Here is a 15,326-nt window from a genome sequence, read left to right on the forward strand (position 1 = left end):
TCGGTCTCCCTCTGTTGCAGCCGCTGCATGATGCAGCGACGGGCAAGCCTGGCGGCGGATAAGACCGGTTCTGCTGCCGGTCTTAAGAGAACGGAACAGCGTTTAACCCTGCGCTCAGGATTCCACAGGGCGGGCGTCGCGGATAGAAGATTTTTCAAAAATCTTCAGGGCGCTTGCACTGGATGTTCGTATGCATGCATCCGCCCTATGCCTTTCTCGGACCTGAAAAATCGTGCATCCCCGCCATCGCTTGGCCATACTTGGCGCAGACGCGACTCGGCTATGGCTTACCGAGAGGGTAGGTCCCGGCCGGAAACAACCCAGGGGGATTCCATGCTCGAGAGCTATTTCAAGCTGGCGGAGAAGGGCACCTCGGTGAAGATCGAGCTGCTGGCCGGTCTCACCACCTTCCTCACTATGGCCTACATCATCTTCGTCAATCCGCTGATCATGTCGAAGGCGGGCATGGACCAGGGTGCGGCCTTCGTCGCCACCTGCCTCGGCGCTGCGCTGGCCAGCGCGCTGATGGGGCTGTGGGCCAAGTATCCGGTCGCCTTGGCGCCGGGCATGGGGCTCAACGCTTACTTCACCTATGGCGTGGTGCTGGGCATGGGGCATACCTGGCAGGTCGGCCTCGGCGCCGTCTTCCTCTCGGGCGTGATCTTCCTGATCATCTCGGTGCTGCCCATTCGCGAAAAGATCGTCAATGCCATTCCGATGTCGCAGAAGATGGCGATCGGCGCAGGCATCGGACTGTTCCTTGCCATCATCGCGCTGGAGAATGCCGGCATTGTCGTTGCCCATCCGGCCACGATCGTCACGCTCGGCAAGATCGGCGCGCCCACTGCACTGCTGGCCTGCCTTGGATTCGTGCTGATCATCGCTCTGGACTATCGCAAGATTCCGGGCGCCATCATGATCGCCATTTTGGTGATCACGGTGGCGGGCATCGCGCTCGGCCTGTCGAAGTTCAACGGCATCTTCTCGGCTCCGCCCAGCCTTGCGCCGACCTTCCTGCAGATGGACATCATGGGGGCGCTGTCGGTGGGTCTGATCTCCATCGTTTTCGCCTTCTTCATGGTGGACCTGTTCGACAACACCGGCACGCTGATCTCGATTGCCCCGCGCGCCGGCATGATGGACAGCGACGGCAAGCTGAAGCACATCGGACCGGCCTTCATCACCGACTCGCTCGCCACTATGGTCGGTGCGGCGCTCGGCACCTCGACGGTGACCAGCTATATCGAGTCGGCGGCCGGCATCCGCGCCGGCGGCCGCAGCGGTCTCACGGCCGTGGTGGTCGCGGTGCTGTTTCTGGCCTCGATCTTCCTGGCGCCACTGGCCACCAGCGTGCCGGCCTTCGCCACCGCGCCGGCGCTGTTCTTCGTCGCCTGCGTGATGTGCTCCAGCATGCTCAAGGTCGACTGGGAGGATGTCACCGAATATGCGCCGGCCGTGGTCACCATGGTGGCGATGCCGCTGACCTTCTCGATCGCCACCGGCATCGCGCTGGGCTTCATCGCCTATGTGGTCGGCAAGGCGCTGTCGGGCCGGGTCAGGGACATCCACCCGATCATGGCCGTGCTGGCCGTGCTCTTCGTGATCAAGCTGGCGGTCTCGTAAGTATCCGCTGCAGCGGAAAACGGAACGGGCGGCCCGCCAAGGCCGCCCGTTTTCGTTGCCGCTAGTACCGCAGGCCCAGTTTCAGGCCATAGGTGCGCTCTTCCTGGAAGGTGTCGTTGTTCTCACCACCTTCCATCGTCAGCGAGATGGCGACTTCTGGCACCTCTTTGGGTGAATACTCGATGCCAGTCTCCCAGCGCCGGGCCTGATCGCGTCCGATATCCCCGAACAGCTTCATCTGCCGAATCTTTCCTTTCAGGATGAACTGGGACAGAAGGTCTGTTCCTTCCAGCTTGGCGCGCAGGCTCAGTTCACCGCCAATGCCGTAGTAGTTGTCGGTGTTGACCAGCAGCGGGTTGCTGCCCCTTTCCATCACGCGGGCATATTCGGTAATCATGGTGAAGTCCGGATACAGCAGAACCGGGCTGGTTCCCTTGAGATATGTACCGAAGAGTATGCCCCGACCGGCCCCCAGACCGAAGGCGGGTCCGATATAGAGGCGGGCGATGGCCTGTTCGGAGTCCTGGTGGCTGTCGATCAGCCACGATGCTTCCAGCTGATTGTCGAACGCCACGCGGCCGGGCTGCCAGCTGTGCGACAGCAGGAGGCCGGGCATCATCGTCTCAATGTCACCTTTGTGCTTCGTGGACGAGCGGTTCTCGTAAGCGAAATATGGAAATGCCTCCCACAGCCCGAAAGATGTCTGCTCATCCATAACGCGGATGCCGGCCGTGCCCTTAATACTGAAAACCTTGTTGTCCTCGACCTTGTCTCGATTCATGTGAATTTCTGTCGGGTCAAGATCGGACAGATCGTCTTTCGGTCTCGCCAGGTCCTTTGCCGAACCACGCAAGCGGGCCCAGGGTGCGAAGCCATCCTTTTCCGCCGGCTTTTCATGGTTTTTGTCTTCGCAGACGACAACATACGGTGCGTTGTAGCCGAACAGGTCGATGGCAGACCTTCTGTCCTGTGCAGGGCCGGCAGGGACTCCGCTGTCGCGCCGCTCGACAACAAAGTCTTTTGTCTTGCCCCGTCGGTTGGCGCCGCTCTGCATCATCGGACCGAGGTCTGCCTGAAGGGCTGCCTTGATTTTGTTTGCGGCGGCTTCTGCGTGACTGCCCTCGAGAAGAGGGAAGCCAGGCCCGAAAGGAAGGTAGGATTCTCCCGGTTTCTGCTGCGTGAAAACCCTTTTGATGACTCGGACATACTTGCTGTCCATTTTCGATGTGGATTGATCCTGGAGAGGGCCATCGGGATGGGTCGCCATGTCGGCATTGGCGGCGGTGATCAGAGTCTGTGATGCTGCACTGGAGACGATGACCATTGCCAGATCGTCGGTGTTGACGATCGTGCGGGTTCCTCTATACGGCGTTGCGCAATATCTTGCGGCGTCTGTCGGAAGGATCTCCGCCTGTACAAGGGGTGGCATCAGGAGAAGAACTGTCGGGAGGACGAAGCGCGTATATCGCATCACTGCTTCTCCGACAGCTGTTCGATCAGTTTACTGGTCAAATACGTGCATATCTTGCTGAATGGCTCGCTCAGCGTATCGCGGGCATATATTTCCTTGTGCCTGTATGGCCGGTAGGTATTGCGCTTGTTGCGCAGCATGGTCGCATAGGTCTGGAGGCATATGCCCCACGCTTTCAACTTCGCTTCTATAGGTGGCTTCGACGGTATGGTGGTGCTGGCGATGTCTTCAATGGCGATGTTGAACTCTTCCGCCATAGCCCGCATGAGGCAGTTCTGCACATCGAGATAGATGTCATCGCGCTCCAGTATGGCTTTCGGGATTTCCGTGTTTACTGACTGTTGGCGTGTGGCCATCGCTATTGCCCCTTTGTCAGACGATGATGAATGGATGCAGCCGCAATCCTGCGTGACGCAGGACGGCGAGCCGTGTGCGAAAGAACGCGACGCAAAGATATTGCCTGATTGACGAAGAACGGCCCTGAACCCCGCAGGCAGCCTAGCGACGGGCTGCGGCGGCGCACAAACGGAAAGGTGGCGTTGTCCTAAGCGCGTATGCCGCGCGCTGATAATTCTGGTGGATAACTTTTCGTGATTGATTGGCCGTGATTGACCAGACGGTGACTTCGTGAAAATTCCGTACACTGCCGGTCGCCGCGTGACGCCACTGCGTGATTACGCTAGTCTGCAACCATGCAGGTCCGCACGCTTTTGCAAACCGAACAGATCAGGGTGGTCGACTACCGCTGCGAAGCGGGGCCGGATGCGAAGCCGTTTGAGGAGCAGCATACCGGCACCTCCGTGTCCTTCGTCCGGCGCGGCAGTTTCGGCTACCGCTATCGCGGCAAGGCCCATGAGCTGGTGGCTGGCGCCGTGCTGACCGGTCATCACGGCGATGAATTCACCTGCACTCACGATCATCATGTCTGCGGCGACGAGTGCCTGTCCTTCAACCTGTCGCCGGCACTGACCGACAGCCTGCATGACCGCAAGGCCCTGTGGCGCACCGGCGCGCTGCCGCCGCTGCCCGGGCTGATGGTGCTGGGCGAGCTGGCGCAGGCTGCAGCCGAGGGCAACAGCGACCTGGGGCTGGACGAGATCGGCCATGCCTTTGCCGCCCGCGTGGTCGAGACGGTCACCGGCAGCGACATCGCATCGCCCGATGGCAGTGCGCGCGATCGCCGCCGCGCCGTGGAAACCGCCCTGTGGATCGACGCCCATGCGGATCAGGAGATCGATCTGGCGGCGGCCGCCGCGGAAGCCGGCCTCAGTCCGTTCCATTTTCTGCGCGTCTTCACCCGCGTGCTGGGCGTCACGCCACATCAGTATCTGGTGCGCGCCCGCCTGCGCCGCGCGGCGCGTTTATTGGTCGACAGCGATGCGCCGGTCACCGGCATCGCCTATGACGCGGGCTTTGCCGACCTGTCGAATTTCATGCGCAGCTTCCGCCGCGCCGCCGGGGTCACGCCGCGCGATTTCCGCCAGGCGGCGCGCGGAAAGTCTATTCCGGGCAAGAATCGCAAGATTCTCCAAGATCGCATCGGGCTCCCAGCGTAACCCTGATCCTCCAATTACGGAGGATTCGATGTTCGATCATATCGGCCTGAAGGTGAAAGACCTCGCCGCCAGCCGTGCTTTCTATACCGCCCTGCTCAAGCCGCTGGGGTTCGTGCCTGACAGTTCCGGCACCGGTTTCGGCCCGCCCGGCGCACCGGCGCTGTGGCTCTATGAATCGAAAGACGCCAAGGCGGCCGTCCATGTGGCCTTCCGTGCCGAAAGCCACAAGGCAGTGGTCGCCTTTCATGCGGCCGGGCTGCAGGCTGGCGCGAAGGACAACGGCGCTCCCGGCCTGCGCGAGGATTACAGCCCGACCTACTATGCCGGCTTCCTGCTCGATCCCGACGGCAATAATGTAGAAGCCGTCTGCCTGGATTGAGGAGATCGCCGATGGCCAGCATCCGCAAGGAAATCACGCTCAAGAATACGCCCGACCGCGTCTGGGATGTCGTGCGTGATGTCGGGGCCCTCCACACGCGCTTCTGCCCCGGCTTCGTCACCGATACGAAGATCGAGGCTAGCGGTGCGTCCCGCATGGTCACCTTCGGCAACGGCCTGGTGGCGCGTGAACGCATCCTGCACGTGGATGAGGCGCTGCATCGTCTGGCCTATTCGGTCGAGCCCAACGAGCGGCTCACCCATCACAGCGCATCCTTCCAGGTCGTGCCCGAGGGTACAGGCTGCCGTCTGGTCTGGATCGCCGACCTGCTGCCCGATGCGATGGCGGCGGCCATTGGCGGCATGATGGAGCAGGGTATGGTCGCGGCGCAAAAGGCCCTTGAGGCAGCATAATCGGAGAAGGCGTAACTGCGCCCTTCGTCGTCAGTCCTGCCGGGGATTAGCCTTCCCGTCGGGAGTTCCATCTCAACTGGAATCCGGTACCTGTCCGGTTGACGACGAAGCGCGGTTTCGTCGGGCGAGCACCTGCTCGGGCTACTTCCGGACCGCGAGTCCGAGCAGGATGCCGCCGACCAGCACGATCACGCCGGTGATCTCGGTGCGGGATGGCTTCTCGCGGAAGACCAGATAGGACATGAGAAACGTGAAGATCATCTCACTCATGCCCAGCATGCGGACATAGGCCGCCACCTGCAGCGCCATGGCGGTGAACCAGCCGGCTGATCCGGCGGCCGAGGCCATGCCGACGATCAGTCCCGGACGCCAGGCTGCCACGACACGACGCAGTTCGCCCGGCTCGCGCAGCACCAGATAAACCAGCATCAGGGTGATCTGCAGCACGATGGCATGCACCAGCGTGGTGGCCGCGGCCAGCGGCAGGAACTCTTCGTTCAGTGACAGCGAGGCGGCGCGGAATCCGATGGCCGAGACGGCGAAAAGCGCACCCGAGCCGATGCCGATCAGCGCCGACTTCTCCATCCAGCCGAACAGGAAGGACTTCAAGGCATTGTCGCTGCCTTTCAGCGAGATCAGCAGCACGCCGATGGTGCCGATCACGATGGCGGCGACGCCGCCCATGCTCATCGGCTCGGCCAGGATCAGCATGCCGAAGGCGGCGGCCTGCAAGGCTTCGGTCTTGGAATAGGCCGTCGCCACCACGAAGTTGCGCATGGACAGTGCAAGGATGAGAAGATTGGTCGCCAGGATCTGTGCCACGCCGCCCAGAGCGGTCCAGGCATAGAATTCCAGATGCGTGTCGGGCAGGGGCCGTTCAGTGAAATACAGGCAGGCGGCGAGATAGGCGATGGCCAGCGGCAGGCCATAGGCAAAGCGCACGAAGCTGGCGCCGTTGGTACTGAGCCGGCCTTTCAGCTGCTTCTGCAGGCCGGTGCGCACGGTCTGGCAGGCGGCAGCCCAGATGGTGATCGGTATCCATGCCCATTCCATGGATCATGGCGTAGCTTGGGCGTGGCGCACGCGCAAATGAAAAGCGTGCAGGTCCCCCTTGAGGGGAATTCGCCGGGCTCAGGCTGTTTCGGCGGCAGCGCCCAGGTGGTCGACCATGCGCTGGGCGGCCGGCAGCAGGGTGTCATACTCACGGAAGCAGATGACGAAGCGCCGCAGCGCCCAGCTGTCGGTTAGCGGCACCATCACCACATCGCGCAGACCGGTATACTGCTTGCCGACTTCGCTGGGCATGATGCCGATGGCGAGATTGGCGGCCACCACGCGGAAGGCGGAATCGAAGTTCGACACGATGATGCGGTTGGTGATGGTCTGGCCGGCGCGTGCCGCGGCGCGCTGCAGCATCACATGCACTGACGAGGCTGGCGGCAGGCTCACCTGCTCGTAGCCGAAGGTCTGCTCGTAACGCAGGCTCCTGTGATGTGCCAGGGGGTGGTCGGGATGCATCGCCACGGCCAGGTGATCGGTACGATAGGGGCGATGCTCCACGCCGGTCAGGTCGGTGTTGTCCCAGCAGATGCCCACCGACGCCACGCCCTCGCGCAGGGAGCGGATGATGTCGCGTGTCAGATGCTCTTCGATATCCACCTTGATAGCGCGGTTGTCGGGTGCGCGCAGGAAGGCCGCAACATCGTCCAGCAACGCCTCGGCAATGGCGGAGGGTGAGGCCAGCATGCGCACATGGCCGGTCATGCCACCGCCATAGGCGGAGATGTCGGCCTCGATCCGCTCCAGGGTGAACAGCATGCTGCGGGCATGCTCCAGCAGGGCCTGTCCCGCCGGAGTCGGTCGCACGCCGCGCCGGCCGCGCATCAGCAGCGACGTGCCGAGCTGGGCTTCCATCTGGGTGATGCGCTTGCTGATGGCCGAGGCGGCAATATTCTCGGCCTCGCCGGCACGGGCGATATTCTGGTGGTCGCAGACGGCAACCCACAGGCGCAGGGTGGTCAGGTCCAGATCACGCATGGGAGCATCCTGCCATAGCTGGATCAGCCATGCCAGATGGGAAATCCTGGCGTTCTGAAATGGCAATTGTATGCCGAACGGGAATGGCTACTGTCCCGCGCCAATCTGATGATGGTTAACCCTTGGGGAGCGAGTCGGCCTGCGATGAAGCGTCCAATCGTCATCCGCGAAGTGGGTCTGCGCGACGGGCTGCAGAGCATCGCCACGATTCTGCCGACGGCGCGCAAGCTGGACTGGATTCGCCGCGCCTGGGAGGCCGGGCAGCGCGAGATCGAGGTCGGCTCTTTCGTCCCCCGTCATCTGCTGCCGCAGCTCGCTGACACGGCCGAACTGGTAGCCTATGCGAAAACCCTGCCCGGGTTGTTCGTCTCGGTGCTGGTGCCGAACCTCAAGGGCGCCGAAGCCGCACTCGCCTCCGGCGCCGACCTGATGCTGCTGCCGATCTCGGCCAGCATCGCACATAGTCGCGCCAATGTACGCAAAGAGCCCGATGAGATGATCGCCATGGTGTCGCAGATTCGCGACCTGCGGGATGCAACGGGCGCGACAACGCTGATCGAGGGCGGCATCAGCACGGCCTTTGGCTGCACCATCCAGGGTGCTGTCGATCCGGACGAGGTCTTGCGCCTGATGGATGCCGCGCTGAAGGCCGGCGCCGACCGCGTCAGCCTGGCCGATACCGTGGGCTATGCCGATCCTGCTGGTGTGAAGGCGCTGTTCACGCGCGCCGTCGAGCTCGCTGGCGACAAAGTCTGGTGCGGCCATTTCCACGATACGCGCGGACTGGCGCTTGCCAATGTCTATGCGGCGATGGAAACCGGCATCGCTCGCTTTGATGCATCCCTGGCCGGCATCGGCGGTTGCCCGCATGCGCCGGGCGCCAGCGGCAACGTCACCACCGAAGACCTCGCCTATATGCTGGCCAGCATGGGCTGCGAGACCGGCATCGATCTCGACCGGCTGCTGCGCCTGCGCGCCGATGTGGCGCTCTGGCTGCAGGGCGAAACCCTGCACGGAACGCTGTGGCGCGCCGGTCTGCCCAGAACCATGAAAGTTTCCGCATGAGCAAGCTTCCGCTGCAGGGTATCCGCGTCATCGAATTCACCCATATGGTGATGGGGCCGACCTGCGGCATGATCCTCGCCGACCTTGGCGCCGAGGTGATCAAGGTCGAACCGCCGAACGGCGACCGCACGCGCAAGCTGCCGGGTCTGGGCATCGGTTTTTTCCGCAGCTTCAATCGCAACAAGAAAAGTATCGTGCTCGATGTCGATGCGCCCGAGGGCCTGTGCAAGGCGCTGAAGCTGATCGACACCGCCGATGTGGTGATCGAGAATTTCCGTCCCGGCCGCATGGCTTCTCTTGGCCTGGATTACACCACGCTGGCGGCGCGCAATCCGGGCATCATCTATGTCTCGCATAAGGGGTTCCTGCCGGGTCCCTACGAACATCGTACGGCGCTGGATGAAGTCGTGCAGATGATGGGCGGGCTGGCCTACATGACCGGACCGCTTGGCCGTCCGTTGCGCGCCGGCACTTCGGTCAACGACATCATGGGCGGCATGTTCGGCGCCATCGGCGTGCTGGCGGCGATCATCGAGCGACGCGACACCGGCAAGGGCCAGGAAATCCAGAGCGCGCTGTTCGAGAACTGCGTCTTCCTGAATGCCCAGCATATGCAGCAGTATTCGATGACCGGCGAACCGCCGCCGCCCATGCCGTCGCGCGTCTCGGCCTGGGGTATCTACGATGTCTTCACGCTGGCCAACGACCAGCAGCTGTTCATCGCGGCCGTCAGCGACAAGCAGTGGCTGCAGCTCTGCGACATCATCGACCGGCCCGATCTTGCCGCCGATCCGACGCTGAGCACCAATGCTCAGCGCGTGGCAGCCCGGCCCGGCCTGATCCAGCGCCTGGGCGAGACCATGCGGCTTTACAAGATCGGCGAGCTGTCGGCGAAGCTGGAGGCGGCCGGGCTGCCCTATGCACCGATTGCCCGGCCCGACCAGCTGGTTGACGATCCGCATCTGAAGGCCAGCGGCGGCATCGTTCCCATGCAGACCGAGGATGGCGAGACCGAGGTGGTGCTGCTGCCGCTGCGCATGGGCGGCCGCCGGCTCAATGTGCGTCGGCCGCTGCCGGCCGTGGGCGAACATACCGAAGAGGTGCTGGCGGAGCTGGCGTCGCCCAACCGGTACGAGCGATACTGACTGAGACTGACGACAGAAACGACCCGGAGGATATCACCATGACCCGTCTTTTCAGCCGCCGCGGCCTCGCGGTTCTGGCCGTGGCGCTGCTGGCGCCGTCTCTTGCCCTGGCCCAGGGCAAGGTGACCCGCATCATCCTGCCGGTCGGCCCGGGTTCGGGCGTCGATGGCGCGACGCGCGTGATGACTGATGCGCTGTCGAAGTCACTCGGCCAGGGCATCGTGATCGAGAACCTGCCTGGCGCCGGCGGCGTCACCGGCACGGCGCAGATCGTGAAGGCCCCGAAGGATGGCAGCACCGTCGGCATCGTCTCCAACAATCATGTCGTCAATCCTGCCGTCTACAAGGCGATCCCGTATGACTCGGTGAACGACATCACGCCGATCATGGTGCTGGGTGCGACGCCGTTCGTGCTGGTCGCGCATCCTTCGGTGGAAGCGAAGACCATCCCTGAGCTGCTGGCGCTGGCCAAAGCCAAGCCCGGCACGCTGAACTATGCCTCCTCGGGCAATGGCACCATCATTCATCTCGCCGGCCAGATGCTGGTCAGCGAAGGTGGTGTGAACATCACCCATGTGCCTTACCGCGCCACCGGCCAGATGGTCACCGACCTGCTCGGCGGCCAGGTGCAGCTCGGTTTTGTCGCGGTGAATGTCGCAGCCCAGCATGTGAAGGCCGGCACGCTCAAGGCGCTCGGCGTTTCCACGCCGGTGCGCTCGCCCATGATGCCCGACGTTCCCACCATCGCTGAACAGGGCCTGAAGAATTACGCACTGGAAGGCTGGTTCGCCGTGATCGGCCCGGCCGGCATGGCGCCGGCGGATGTCACCCGCATTCACACCGCCTTCAAGGCGGCGCTGACCGATCCGCAGGTACGCGATGCGCTGGTATCCCAGGGCTATATCCTGCAGGGCAGTACGCCCGAAGTGGCGAAGGCCTATTTCGCGTCCGAGACCAGCCGCATGGGCAAGCTGGTCGAGCAGGCGGGCCTGAAGCCGGAATAGGCTTTCACAGCCTCTGCAGGTGCAATGGAGCGGCATTTTGCCCATTGCCTGCCATAGGGGCGGTTGCTAGATAGCACGGCACTCATCACCTGTTGCGGGCCGCATCCATGGCGGAGGCGGCCCGCAGCTTTTGCCGGCAGGCCGATGTCGAACCTCGTCTCTTTTTTCAAGCGACAGATTCCCGCGCTCGGGCCGATCACCTATGGCGAAAGCCTGCGCGCCTGCTGCGGCGTGCTGATTGGTGTGCTGATCACCGGCCTAGTTGGCCGGGCGGCGCTGGGCCAGAATCTGGGTCCGGGCGATCTGCCGGTGCTGATCGCGCCGATGGGCGCCTCCGCCGTGCTGCTCTTCGCTGTGCCCTCCAGCCAGATGGCGCAGCCCTGGTCGATCCTGGGCGGCAATATCGTATCGGCGCTGATCGGCACCACGGCCATTCTGCTGCTACCCGACGATCCGCTGGTGGCGGCTGCGCTGGCGGCCGCCTGTGCCATCGCTGCGATGTATCTGCTGCGCTGCCTGCATCCGCCGGGCGGCGCAGTGGCGCTGACAGCGGTGCTGGGCGGTCCTGCGATCCAGGCCGCAGGCTATGGCTTCGCCTTCTGGCCGGTGGGGCTGAGTTCGCTGCTGATGCTGCTGGTGGCGCTGGTATTCAACAACATCACCGGCCGCCGCTATCCGCATCTGAAGACGCTGCCGCGCAATCCGCACAACACCGCCGACCCACTGCCGCTGTCGCGCGTCGGCGTCACTGCGGCCGATGTCGACACCGTGCTGCGCCAGCAGGGCGAGTTTTACGATGTCAGTCCCGATGATCTCGGCATGCTGGTGCAGCAGGCCGAGATGCAGGCCTGGCATCGCCATGCGGGCGAGCTGACCTGCGGCGACATCATGTCGCGCGACGTGGCCACCGCGACGGCGGACATGCCGCTGCGCACCGCCTGGGTGCTGCTGCGCGACCATCGCATCAAAGCGTTGCCGGTACTCGACGACGACGGCTGCGTTGTCGGCATTGTCACGCAGACCGACCTGATGCTCCATGCCGGCTGGCATGGCCAGGCCGGTGTACTGAAGGGCATGGGCAGCTTCATCCGCCGCGCCAGCTGGCGGAACTGGCCGCTGGCCAAGAGCGTCGACCAGATCATGAGCGCGCCGGCCCATTGCGTCAGTCCGGCGCTCCGCGTCACCGAGCTGGTGCCGGTGATGGCCGATCTGGGCCGTCATCACCTGCCGGTTGTGGATGACGAGCAGCGGCTGGTCGGCATCGTCACCCAGTCCGATCTGATTGCGGCGCTGTTCCGCAGCCGCCTGGTGCTGTCCTCGGCCGCCTGACGGCTGATTGCGCTTTGCTTGCCGCATGGCAGCTTCTAGTCTGGACGCATCGACAGCCTGCCCCAAGGAGTTGTCATGTCTTCCGATCAGCCCTCCCATCACGTCCCGCAGGATTTCTCCGATCGCTTCGCCCTGGCGCTGGTGAAATTCATGCGTTTCTTCGCCGATGCCTTTTTCGCCAAGCGCTACGGCCATCGCGCCGTGGTGCTGGAAACCGTCGCCGCCGTGCCGGGCATGGTCGGCGGCATGCTGGTGCATCTGAAATGCCTGCGCCGCATGACCGATGATCGCGGCTGGATTCACACCCTGCTGGAAGAGGCCGAGAACGAGCGCATGCATCTGATGGTGTTCGTCACCATCGCCAAGCCGAATGCGCTGGAGCGCCTGCTGGTGCTGCTGGTGCAGGGCGGCTTCTTCAACGCCTTCTTCCTGCTCTACCTGCTGGCACCCAAGACCGCGCATCGCATCGTCGGCTATCTCGAGGAAGAGGCAGTGGTCAGCTACACGCAGTATCTGGCCGAGATCGATGCCGGCCGGCAGGAGAATATCCCGGCCCCGGAGGTGGCTATCGCGTATTGGAAACTCGCCCCCGATGCCCGGCTGCGCGACGTGGTGCTGGCTACCCGGGCGGATGAGGGCAACCATCGCGACGTCAATCACCGCTTCGCCAGCATCCTGGCCGGCGAAGCGCCGGGTGCGAAGCCGGCCGAGGCTTAACTCATTGAAAAGACTTATAACTGCCTGGAAATAGGCCAGAACCCTTGCGGCTCCCCGACCCGGCGTCTACCAAGGCGCCATGACTTCCGCGTCCATCATTATCGCCGTCGACGGCCCCGTCGCGGCCGGCAAGGGCACCCTGGCCCGCCGGCTGGCCGACCGTTACGGTTATGCCTATCTCGATACCGGCTCGCTCTACCGCGCCGTCGGCTCCAAGGTGCTGCGCCTCAAGGGTGATCCCGCCGATCCGGAAACTGCATCTAAAGCTGCAGAATCGCTGGATGAATCCGATCTGGCGGCATCGGACCTGCGTTCCGAGGCCGTGGGGCTCGCCGCCTCCAAGGTTGCCGCCATTCCGGCTGTGCGCGCGGCCCTGCTGGACTACCAGCGTCGCTTCGCTTCGCAGCCTCCCGGGGGCAGGCCCGGCGCCGTGCTGGATGGCCGCGATATCGGCACTGTCGTTTGCCCCGATGCCCCGGTGAAGCTGTTTATCACCGCCCGGGACGAAGTTCGCGCGGAACGCCGCCATCGCGAGCTGGTCGACAAGGGCGAAACCGCCACATTCGAGCGGGTCCTGGCCGATCTGCGCCGCCGCGACGAGCAGGACCGGGCCCGCAGCACCGCGCCGCTCAAGGCCGCAGGCGATGCCCACTTGCTGGATACCTCGGATTTGGCTATAGAAGCGGCCGTCTCGGCGGCGGTGGAAATCGTCGCCCGGGCCCTGAAGCGCTGACGCCCGTCTTCAGGTTCATCAACCAACCCTCCGGACCGTTTGCGTCGCGCCGGATGCCTGCTCGCCCCGAGGACGTTTTAATCGTCCGGCAGGCCACCAACCCAAGGGGCTCCTAGGAGACAATATGGCCAAGCGTCCTGCCGTTAAGGCTGCGGAAGAGTATTCCGCGGACAACGAGAATTTTGCCGCCCTGCTCGAAGAGTCGTTCACCTCGTCTTCCGCCATGGAAGGCTCGGTGGTAAAGGGCATCGTCGTCAGCATCGAGAACGACTTTGCGATCATCGATGTGGGTCTGAAGTGTGAAGGCCGCGTGCCGCTGAAGGAATTCGCGGGTCCGGGCCGTGCCGCCGAGATCAAGGCTGGCGACGTCGTCGAGGTCTTCCTCGACCGTATCGAAAATGCCATGGGCGAAGCGGTCATCAGCCGCGACAAGGCCCGCCGTGAAGAAGCCTGGGAAAAGCTGGAGCAGAGCTTCAACGCCAACCAGCGTGTCGAAGGCGTGATCTTCGGCAAGGTCAAGGGCGGCTTCACTGTCGACCTGTCCGGTGCCGTCGCCTTCCTGCCTGGCAGCCAGGTTGACGTCCGCCCCGTGCGTGACATCGGCCCGCTGATGGGTCAGCCGACCCCGTTCCAGATCCTCAAGATGGATCGTCGCCGCGGCAACATCGTTGTCTCGCGTCGCGCCGTGCTCGAAGAGAGCCGCGCCGAAGCCCGCAGCGAACTGGTGTCCAACCTCAAGGAAGGCCAGATCCTCGACGGCGTGGTCAAGAACATCACCGATTACGGTGCGTTCGTTGATCTCGGCGGCGTCGACGGCCTGCTGCATGTCACCGACATCGCCTGGCGTCGCGTGAACCATCCGTCGGAAGTGCTGTCCATCGGCCAGACCGTCAAGGTGCAGGTGATCCGCGTCAATCCGGAAACCCAGCGCATCTCGCTCGGCATGAAGCAGCTGGAAGCCGATCCGTGGGAAGGCGTGAAGGTCAAGTACCCGGTCACCGCCCGCTTCATGGGCCGCGTCACCAACATCACCGACTACGGCGCCTTCGTGGAGCTGGAGCCGGGTGTGGAAGGTCTCGTGCACGTGTCCGAGATGAGCTGGACCAAGAAGAACGTCCATCCGGGCAAGATCGTTTCGACCTCGCAGGAAGTCGAAGTGATGGTGCTCGAGGTCGATCCGGCCAAGCGTCGTATCAGCCTGGGTCTGAAGCAGTGCATGTCCAACCCGTGGGATGGCTTCGCCGAGAAGCATCCGATCGGTTCGACCATCGAAGGCGAGATCAAGAACATTACCGAATTCGGTCTGTTCATCGGTCTCGACGGTGGCGTGGACGGCATGGTGCATCTGTCCGACCTCGACTGGAACAAGGCTGGCGAACAGGCCATCACCGAGTACAGCAAGGGCCAGATCGTGAAGGCGCAGGTTCTCGACATCGACGTCGAGAAGGAGCGCATCTCGCTCGGCATCAAGCAGCTCGCGAACGACCCGTTCCAGTCGCTGGGTGATCTCAAGAAGGGCAGCGTCGTCACCTGCACGGTGGCCGCGGTCGATCCGAAGGGTCTCTCTGTCAGCGTCGGCGACGGCGTGCAGGGCTACATCCGCCGCACCGAGCTGAGCCGCGATCGCGACGAACAGCGCCCCGACCGCTTCTCGGTCGGCGACAAGCTGGACGCCAAGATCGTCACCATCGACGGCAAGGCCCGCAAGCTGACCCTGTCGGTCAAGGCGCGTGAGATGGAAGAAGATCGCAAGGCGATGGAACAGTTCGGTTCCACGGACTCGGGCGCGTCGCTTGGCGACATCCTGGGCGCCGCCATGCGCAAGAAGAAGGACGACGAGGCCGGCCAGTAAGC

The 15,326-nt window shown here is 63.6% G+C and carries 15 protein-coding genes; 11 read left to right on the plus strand and 4 right to left on the minus strand.

All coding sequences use genetic code 11. The annotated features are described in order from the left end of the window. The first annotated feature begins 333 nt into the window (after window positions 1–333). Window positions 334–1,623, plus strand: coding sequence for an NCS2 family permease (locus AC1RRE_RS04600; protein WP_492979913.1), 1,290 nt, complete (start codon window positions 334–336; stop codon window positions 1,621–1,623). A gap of 61 nt (window positions 1,624–1,684) precedes the next feature. On the opposite strand, the gene AC1RRE_RS04605 is transcribed toward AC1RRE_RS04600, so the two are convergent. Beyond that, window positions 1,685–3,094: a hypothetical protein gene (locus tag AC1RRE_RS04605; protein ID WP_492979914.1), complete on the minus strand. Its 1,410-nt coding sequence runs from the start codon at window positions 3,092–3,094 to the stop codon at window positions 1,685–1,687. Next, a complete protein-coding gene (locus tag AC1RRE_RS04610) occupies window positions 3,094–3,450 on the minus strand; it encodes a hypothetical protein (RefSeq protein WP_492979915.1) in 357 nt (118 codons plus the stop codon). Before AC1RRE_RS04610 ends, AC1RRE_RS04605 begins: the two co-directional genes overlap by 1 nt. Before the next feature lie 336 nt (window positions 3,451–3,786). Here AC1RRE_RS04610 and AC1RRE_RS04615 point away from each other — a divergent pair, with 336 nt between their 5' ends. Genes AC1RRE_RS04615 through AC1RRE_RS04625 form a run of 3 tightly spaced genes read left to right on the plus strand, consistent with a single transcriptional unit; the run spans window position 3,787 to window position 5,442 of the window. After that, a complete protein-coding gene (locus tag AC1RRE_RS04615; protein WP_492979916.1) occupies window positions 3,787–4,650 on the plus strand; it encodes a helix-turn-helix domain-containing protein in 864 nt (287 codons plus the stop codon). 28 nt (window positions 4,651–4,678) lie between these two features. Further along, window positions 4,679–5,029, plus strand: a complete 351-nt coding sequence (locus AC1RRE_RS04620) for a VOC family protein (protein WP_492979917.1) — start codon at window positions 4,679–4,681, stop codon at window positions 5,027–5,029. 11 nt (window positions 5,030–5,040) lie between these two features. Further along, a complete protein-coding gene (locus AC1RRE_RS04625) occupies window positions 5,041–5,442 on the plus strand; it encodes an SRPBCC family protein (protein WP_492979918.1) in 402 nt (133 codons plus the stop codon). 141 nt (window positions 5,443–5,583) lie between these two features. Here AC1RRE_RS04625 and AC1RRE_RS04630 read toward each other — a convergent pair whose 3' ends face one another. Both AC1RRE_RS04630 and AC1RRE_RS04635 read right to left on the minus strand, forming a co-directional pair. Further along, window positions 5,584–6,495 carry an EamA family transporter gene (locus AC1RRE_RS04630; protein ID WP_492979919.1) on the minus strand — a complete coding sequence of 304 codons (912 nt, stop codon included), beginning with the start codon at window positions 6,493–6,495 and terminating at the stop codon, window positions 5,584–5,586. Window positions 6,496–6,573: 78 nt separating this feature from the next. Further along, window positions 6,574–7,479 (minus strand): LysR family transcriptional regulator, encoded by a 906-nt coding sequence (locus AC1RRE_RS04635; protein WP_492979920.1) that lies wholly within the window; start codon window positions 7,477–7,479, stop codon window positions 6,574–6,576. A 144-nt stretch (window positions 7,480–7,623) separates the two neighbouring features. Between AC1RRE_RS04635 and AC1RRE_RS04640 the strand changes: the two genes are divergently transcribed. The 7 genes from AC1RRE_RS04640 to rpsA all read left to right on the plus strand — a co-directional run bounded on the left by AC1RRE_RS04640 (window position 7,624) and on the right by rpsA (window position 15,324). Beyond that, window positions 7,624–8,544, plus strand: a complete 921-nt coding sequence (locus AC1RRE_RS04640) for a hydroxymethylglutaryl-CoA lyase (RefSeq protein WP_492979921.1) — start codon at window positions 7,624–7,626, stop codon at window positions 8,542–8,544. Continuing rightward, window positions 8,541–9,689 carry a CaiB/BaiF CoA transferase family protein gene (locus tag AC1RRE_RS04645; RefSeq protein WP_492979922.1) on the plus strand — a complete coding sequence of 383 codons (1,149 nt, stop codon included), beginning with the start codon at window positions 8,541–8,543 and terminating at the stop codon, window positions 9,687–9,689. The genes AC1RRE_RS04640 and AC1RRE_RS04645 overlap by 4 nt, the downstream gene beginning before the upstream one ends. Window positions 9,690–9,727: 38 nt before the next feature. Then, the gene (locus tag AC1RRE_RS04650; RefSeq protein ID WP_492979923.1) at window positions 9,728–10,693 is read left to right on the plus strand and encodes a tripartite tricarboxylate transporter substrate binding protein; all 966 of its coding nucleotides are present in this window, start codon (window positions 9,728–9,730) and stop codon (window positions 10,691–10,693) included. Window positions 10,694–10,837: 144 nt separating this feature from the next. Further along, window positions 10,838–12,022 carry an HPP family protein gene (locus tag AC1RRE_RS04655; protein ID WP_492979924.1) on the plus strand — a complete coding sequence of 395 codons (1,185 nt, stop codon included), beginning with the start codon at window positions 10,838–10,840 and terminating at the stop codon, window positions 12,020–12,022. A 75-nt stretch (window positions 12,023–12,097) separates the two neighbouring features. After that, complete coding sequence (locus tag AC1RRE_RS04660; protein WP_492979926.1) at window positions 12,098–12,739, plus strand: alternative oxidase; 642 nt, start codon at window positions 12,098–12,100, stop codon at window positions 12,737–12,739. Between the two features lie 79 nt (window positions 12,740–12,818). Next, entirely contained in the window at window positions 12,819–13,472 is a 654-nt protein-coding gene (gene cmk, locus AC1RRE_RS04665) for a (d)CMP kinase (protein ID WP_492979927.1), read from the plus strand. A gap of 124 nt (window positions 13,473–13,596) precedes the next feature. Then, entirely contained in the window at window positions 13,597–15,324 is a 1,728-nt protein-coding gene (gene rpsA, locus AC1RRE_RS04670; RefSeq protein WP_492979928.1) for a 30S ribosomal protein S1, read from the plus strand. Window positions 15,325–15,326: the final 2 nt, after the last annotated feature.

The sequence above is a fragment of the Ferrovibrio sp. GW821-FHT12D07 genome (assembly GCF_058807275.1).

Bases quoted from the DNA above. Each gene is read 5' to 3' on its own strand.
- AC1RRE_RS04620 (WP_492979917.1), top strand. From the start codon at position 4,679: ATGTTCGATCATATCGGCCTGAAGGTGAAAGACCTCGCCGCCAGCCGT.
- AC1RRE_RS04645 (WP_492979922.1), top strand. From the start codon at position 8,541: ATGAGCAAGCTTCCGCTGCAGGGTATCCGCGTCATCGAATTCACCCAT.
- AC1RRE_RS04660 (WP_492979926.1), top strand. From the start codon at position 12,098: ATGTCTTCCGATCAGCCCTCCCATCACGTCCCGCAGGATTTCTCCGAT.
- rpsA (WP_492979928.1), top strand. From the start codon at position 13,597: ATGGCCAAGCGTCCTGCCGTTAAGGCTGCGGAAGAGTATTCCGCGGAC.
- cmk (WP_492979927.1), top strand. From the start codon at position 12,819: ATGACTTCCGCGTCCATCATTATCGCCGTCGACGGCCCCGTCGCGGCC.
- AC1RRE_RS04630 (WP_492979919.1), bottom strand. From the start codon at position 6,495: ATGGAATGGGCATGGATACCGATCACCATCTGGGCTGCCGCCTGCCAG.
- AC1RRE_RS04640 (WP_492979921.1), top strand. From the start codon at position 7,624: ATGAAGCGTCCAATCGTCATCCGCGAAGTGGGTCTGCGCGACGGGCTG.
- AC1RRE_RS04615 (WP_492979916.1), top strand. From the start codon at position 3,787: ATGCAGGTCCGCACGCTTTTGCAAACCGAACAGATCAGGGTGGTCGAC.
- AC1RRE_RS04600 (WP_492979913.1), top strand. From the start codon at position 334: ATGCTCGAGAGCTATTTCAAGCTGGCGGAGAAGGGCACCTCGGTGAAG.
- AC1RRE_RS04650 (WP_492979923.1), top strand. From the start codon at position 9,728: ATGACCCGTCTTTTCAGCCGCCGCGGCCTCGCGGTTCTGGCCGTGGCG.
- AC1RRE_RS04625 (WP_492979918.1), top strand. From the start codon at position 5,041: ATGGCCAGCATCCGCAAGGAAATCACGCTCAAGAATACGCCCGACCGC.
- AC1RRE_RS04635 (WP_492979920.1), bottom strand. From the start codon at position 7,479: ATGCGTGATCTGGACCTGACCACCCTGCGCCTGTGGGTTGCCGTCTGC.
- AC1RRE_RS04655 (WP_492979924.1), top strand. From the start codon at position 10,838: ATGTCGAACCTCGTCTCTTTTTTCAAGCGACAGATTCCCGCGCTCGGG.
- AC1RRE_RS04605 (WP_492979914.1), bottom strand. From the start codon at position 3,094: ATGCGATATACGCGCTTCGTCCTCCCGACAGTTCTTCTCCTGATGCCA.
- AC1RRE_RS04610 (WP_492979915.1), bottom strand. From the start codon at position 3,450: ATGGCCACACGCCAACAGTCAGTAAACACGGAAATCCCGAAAGCCATA.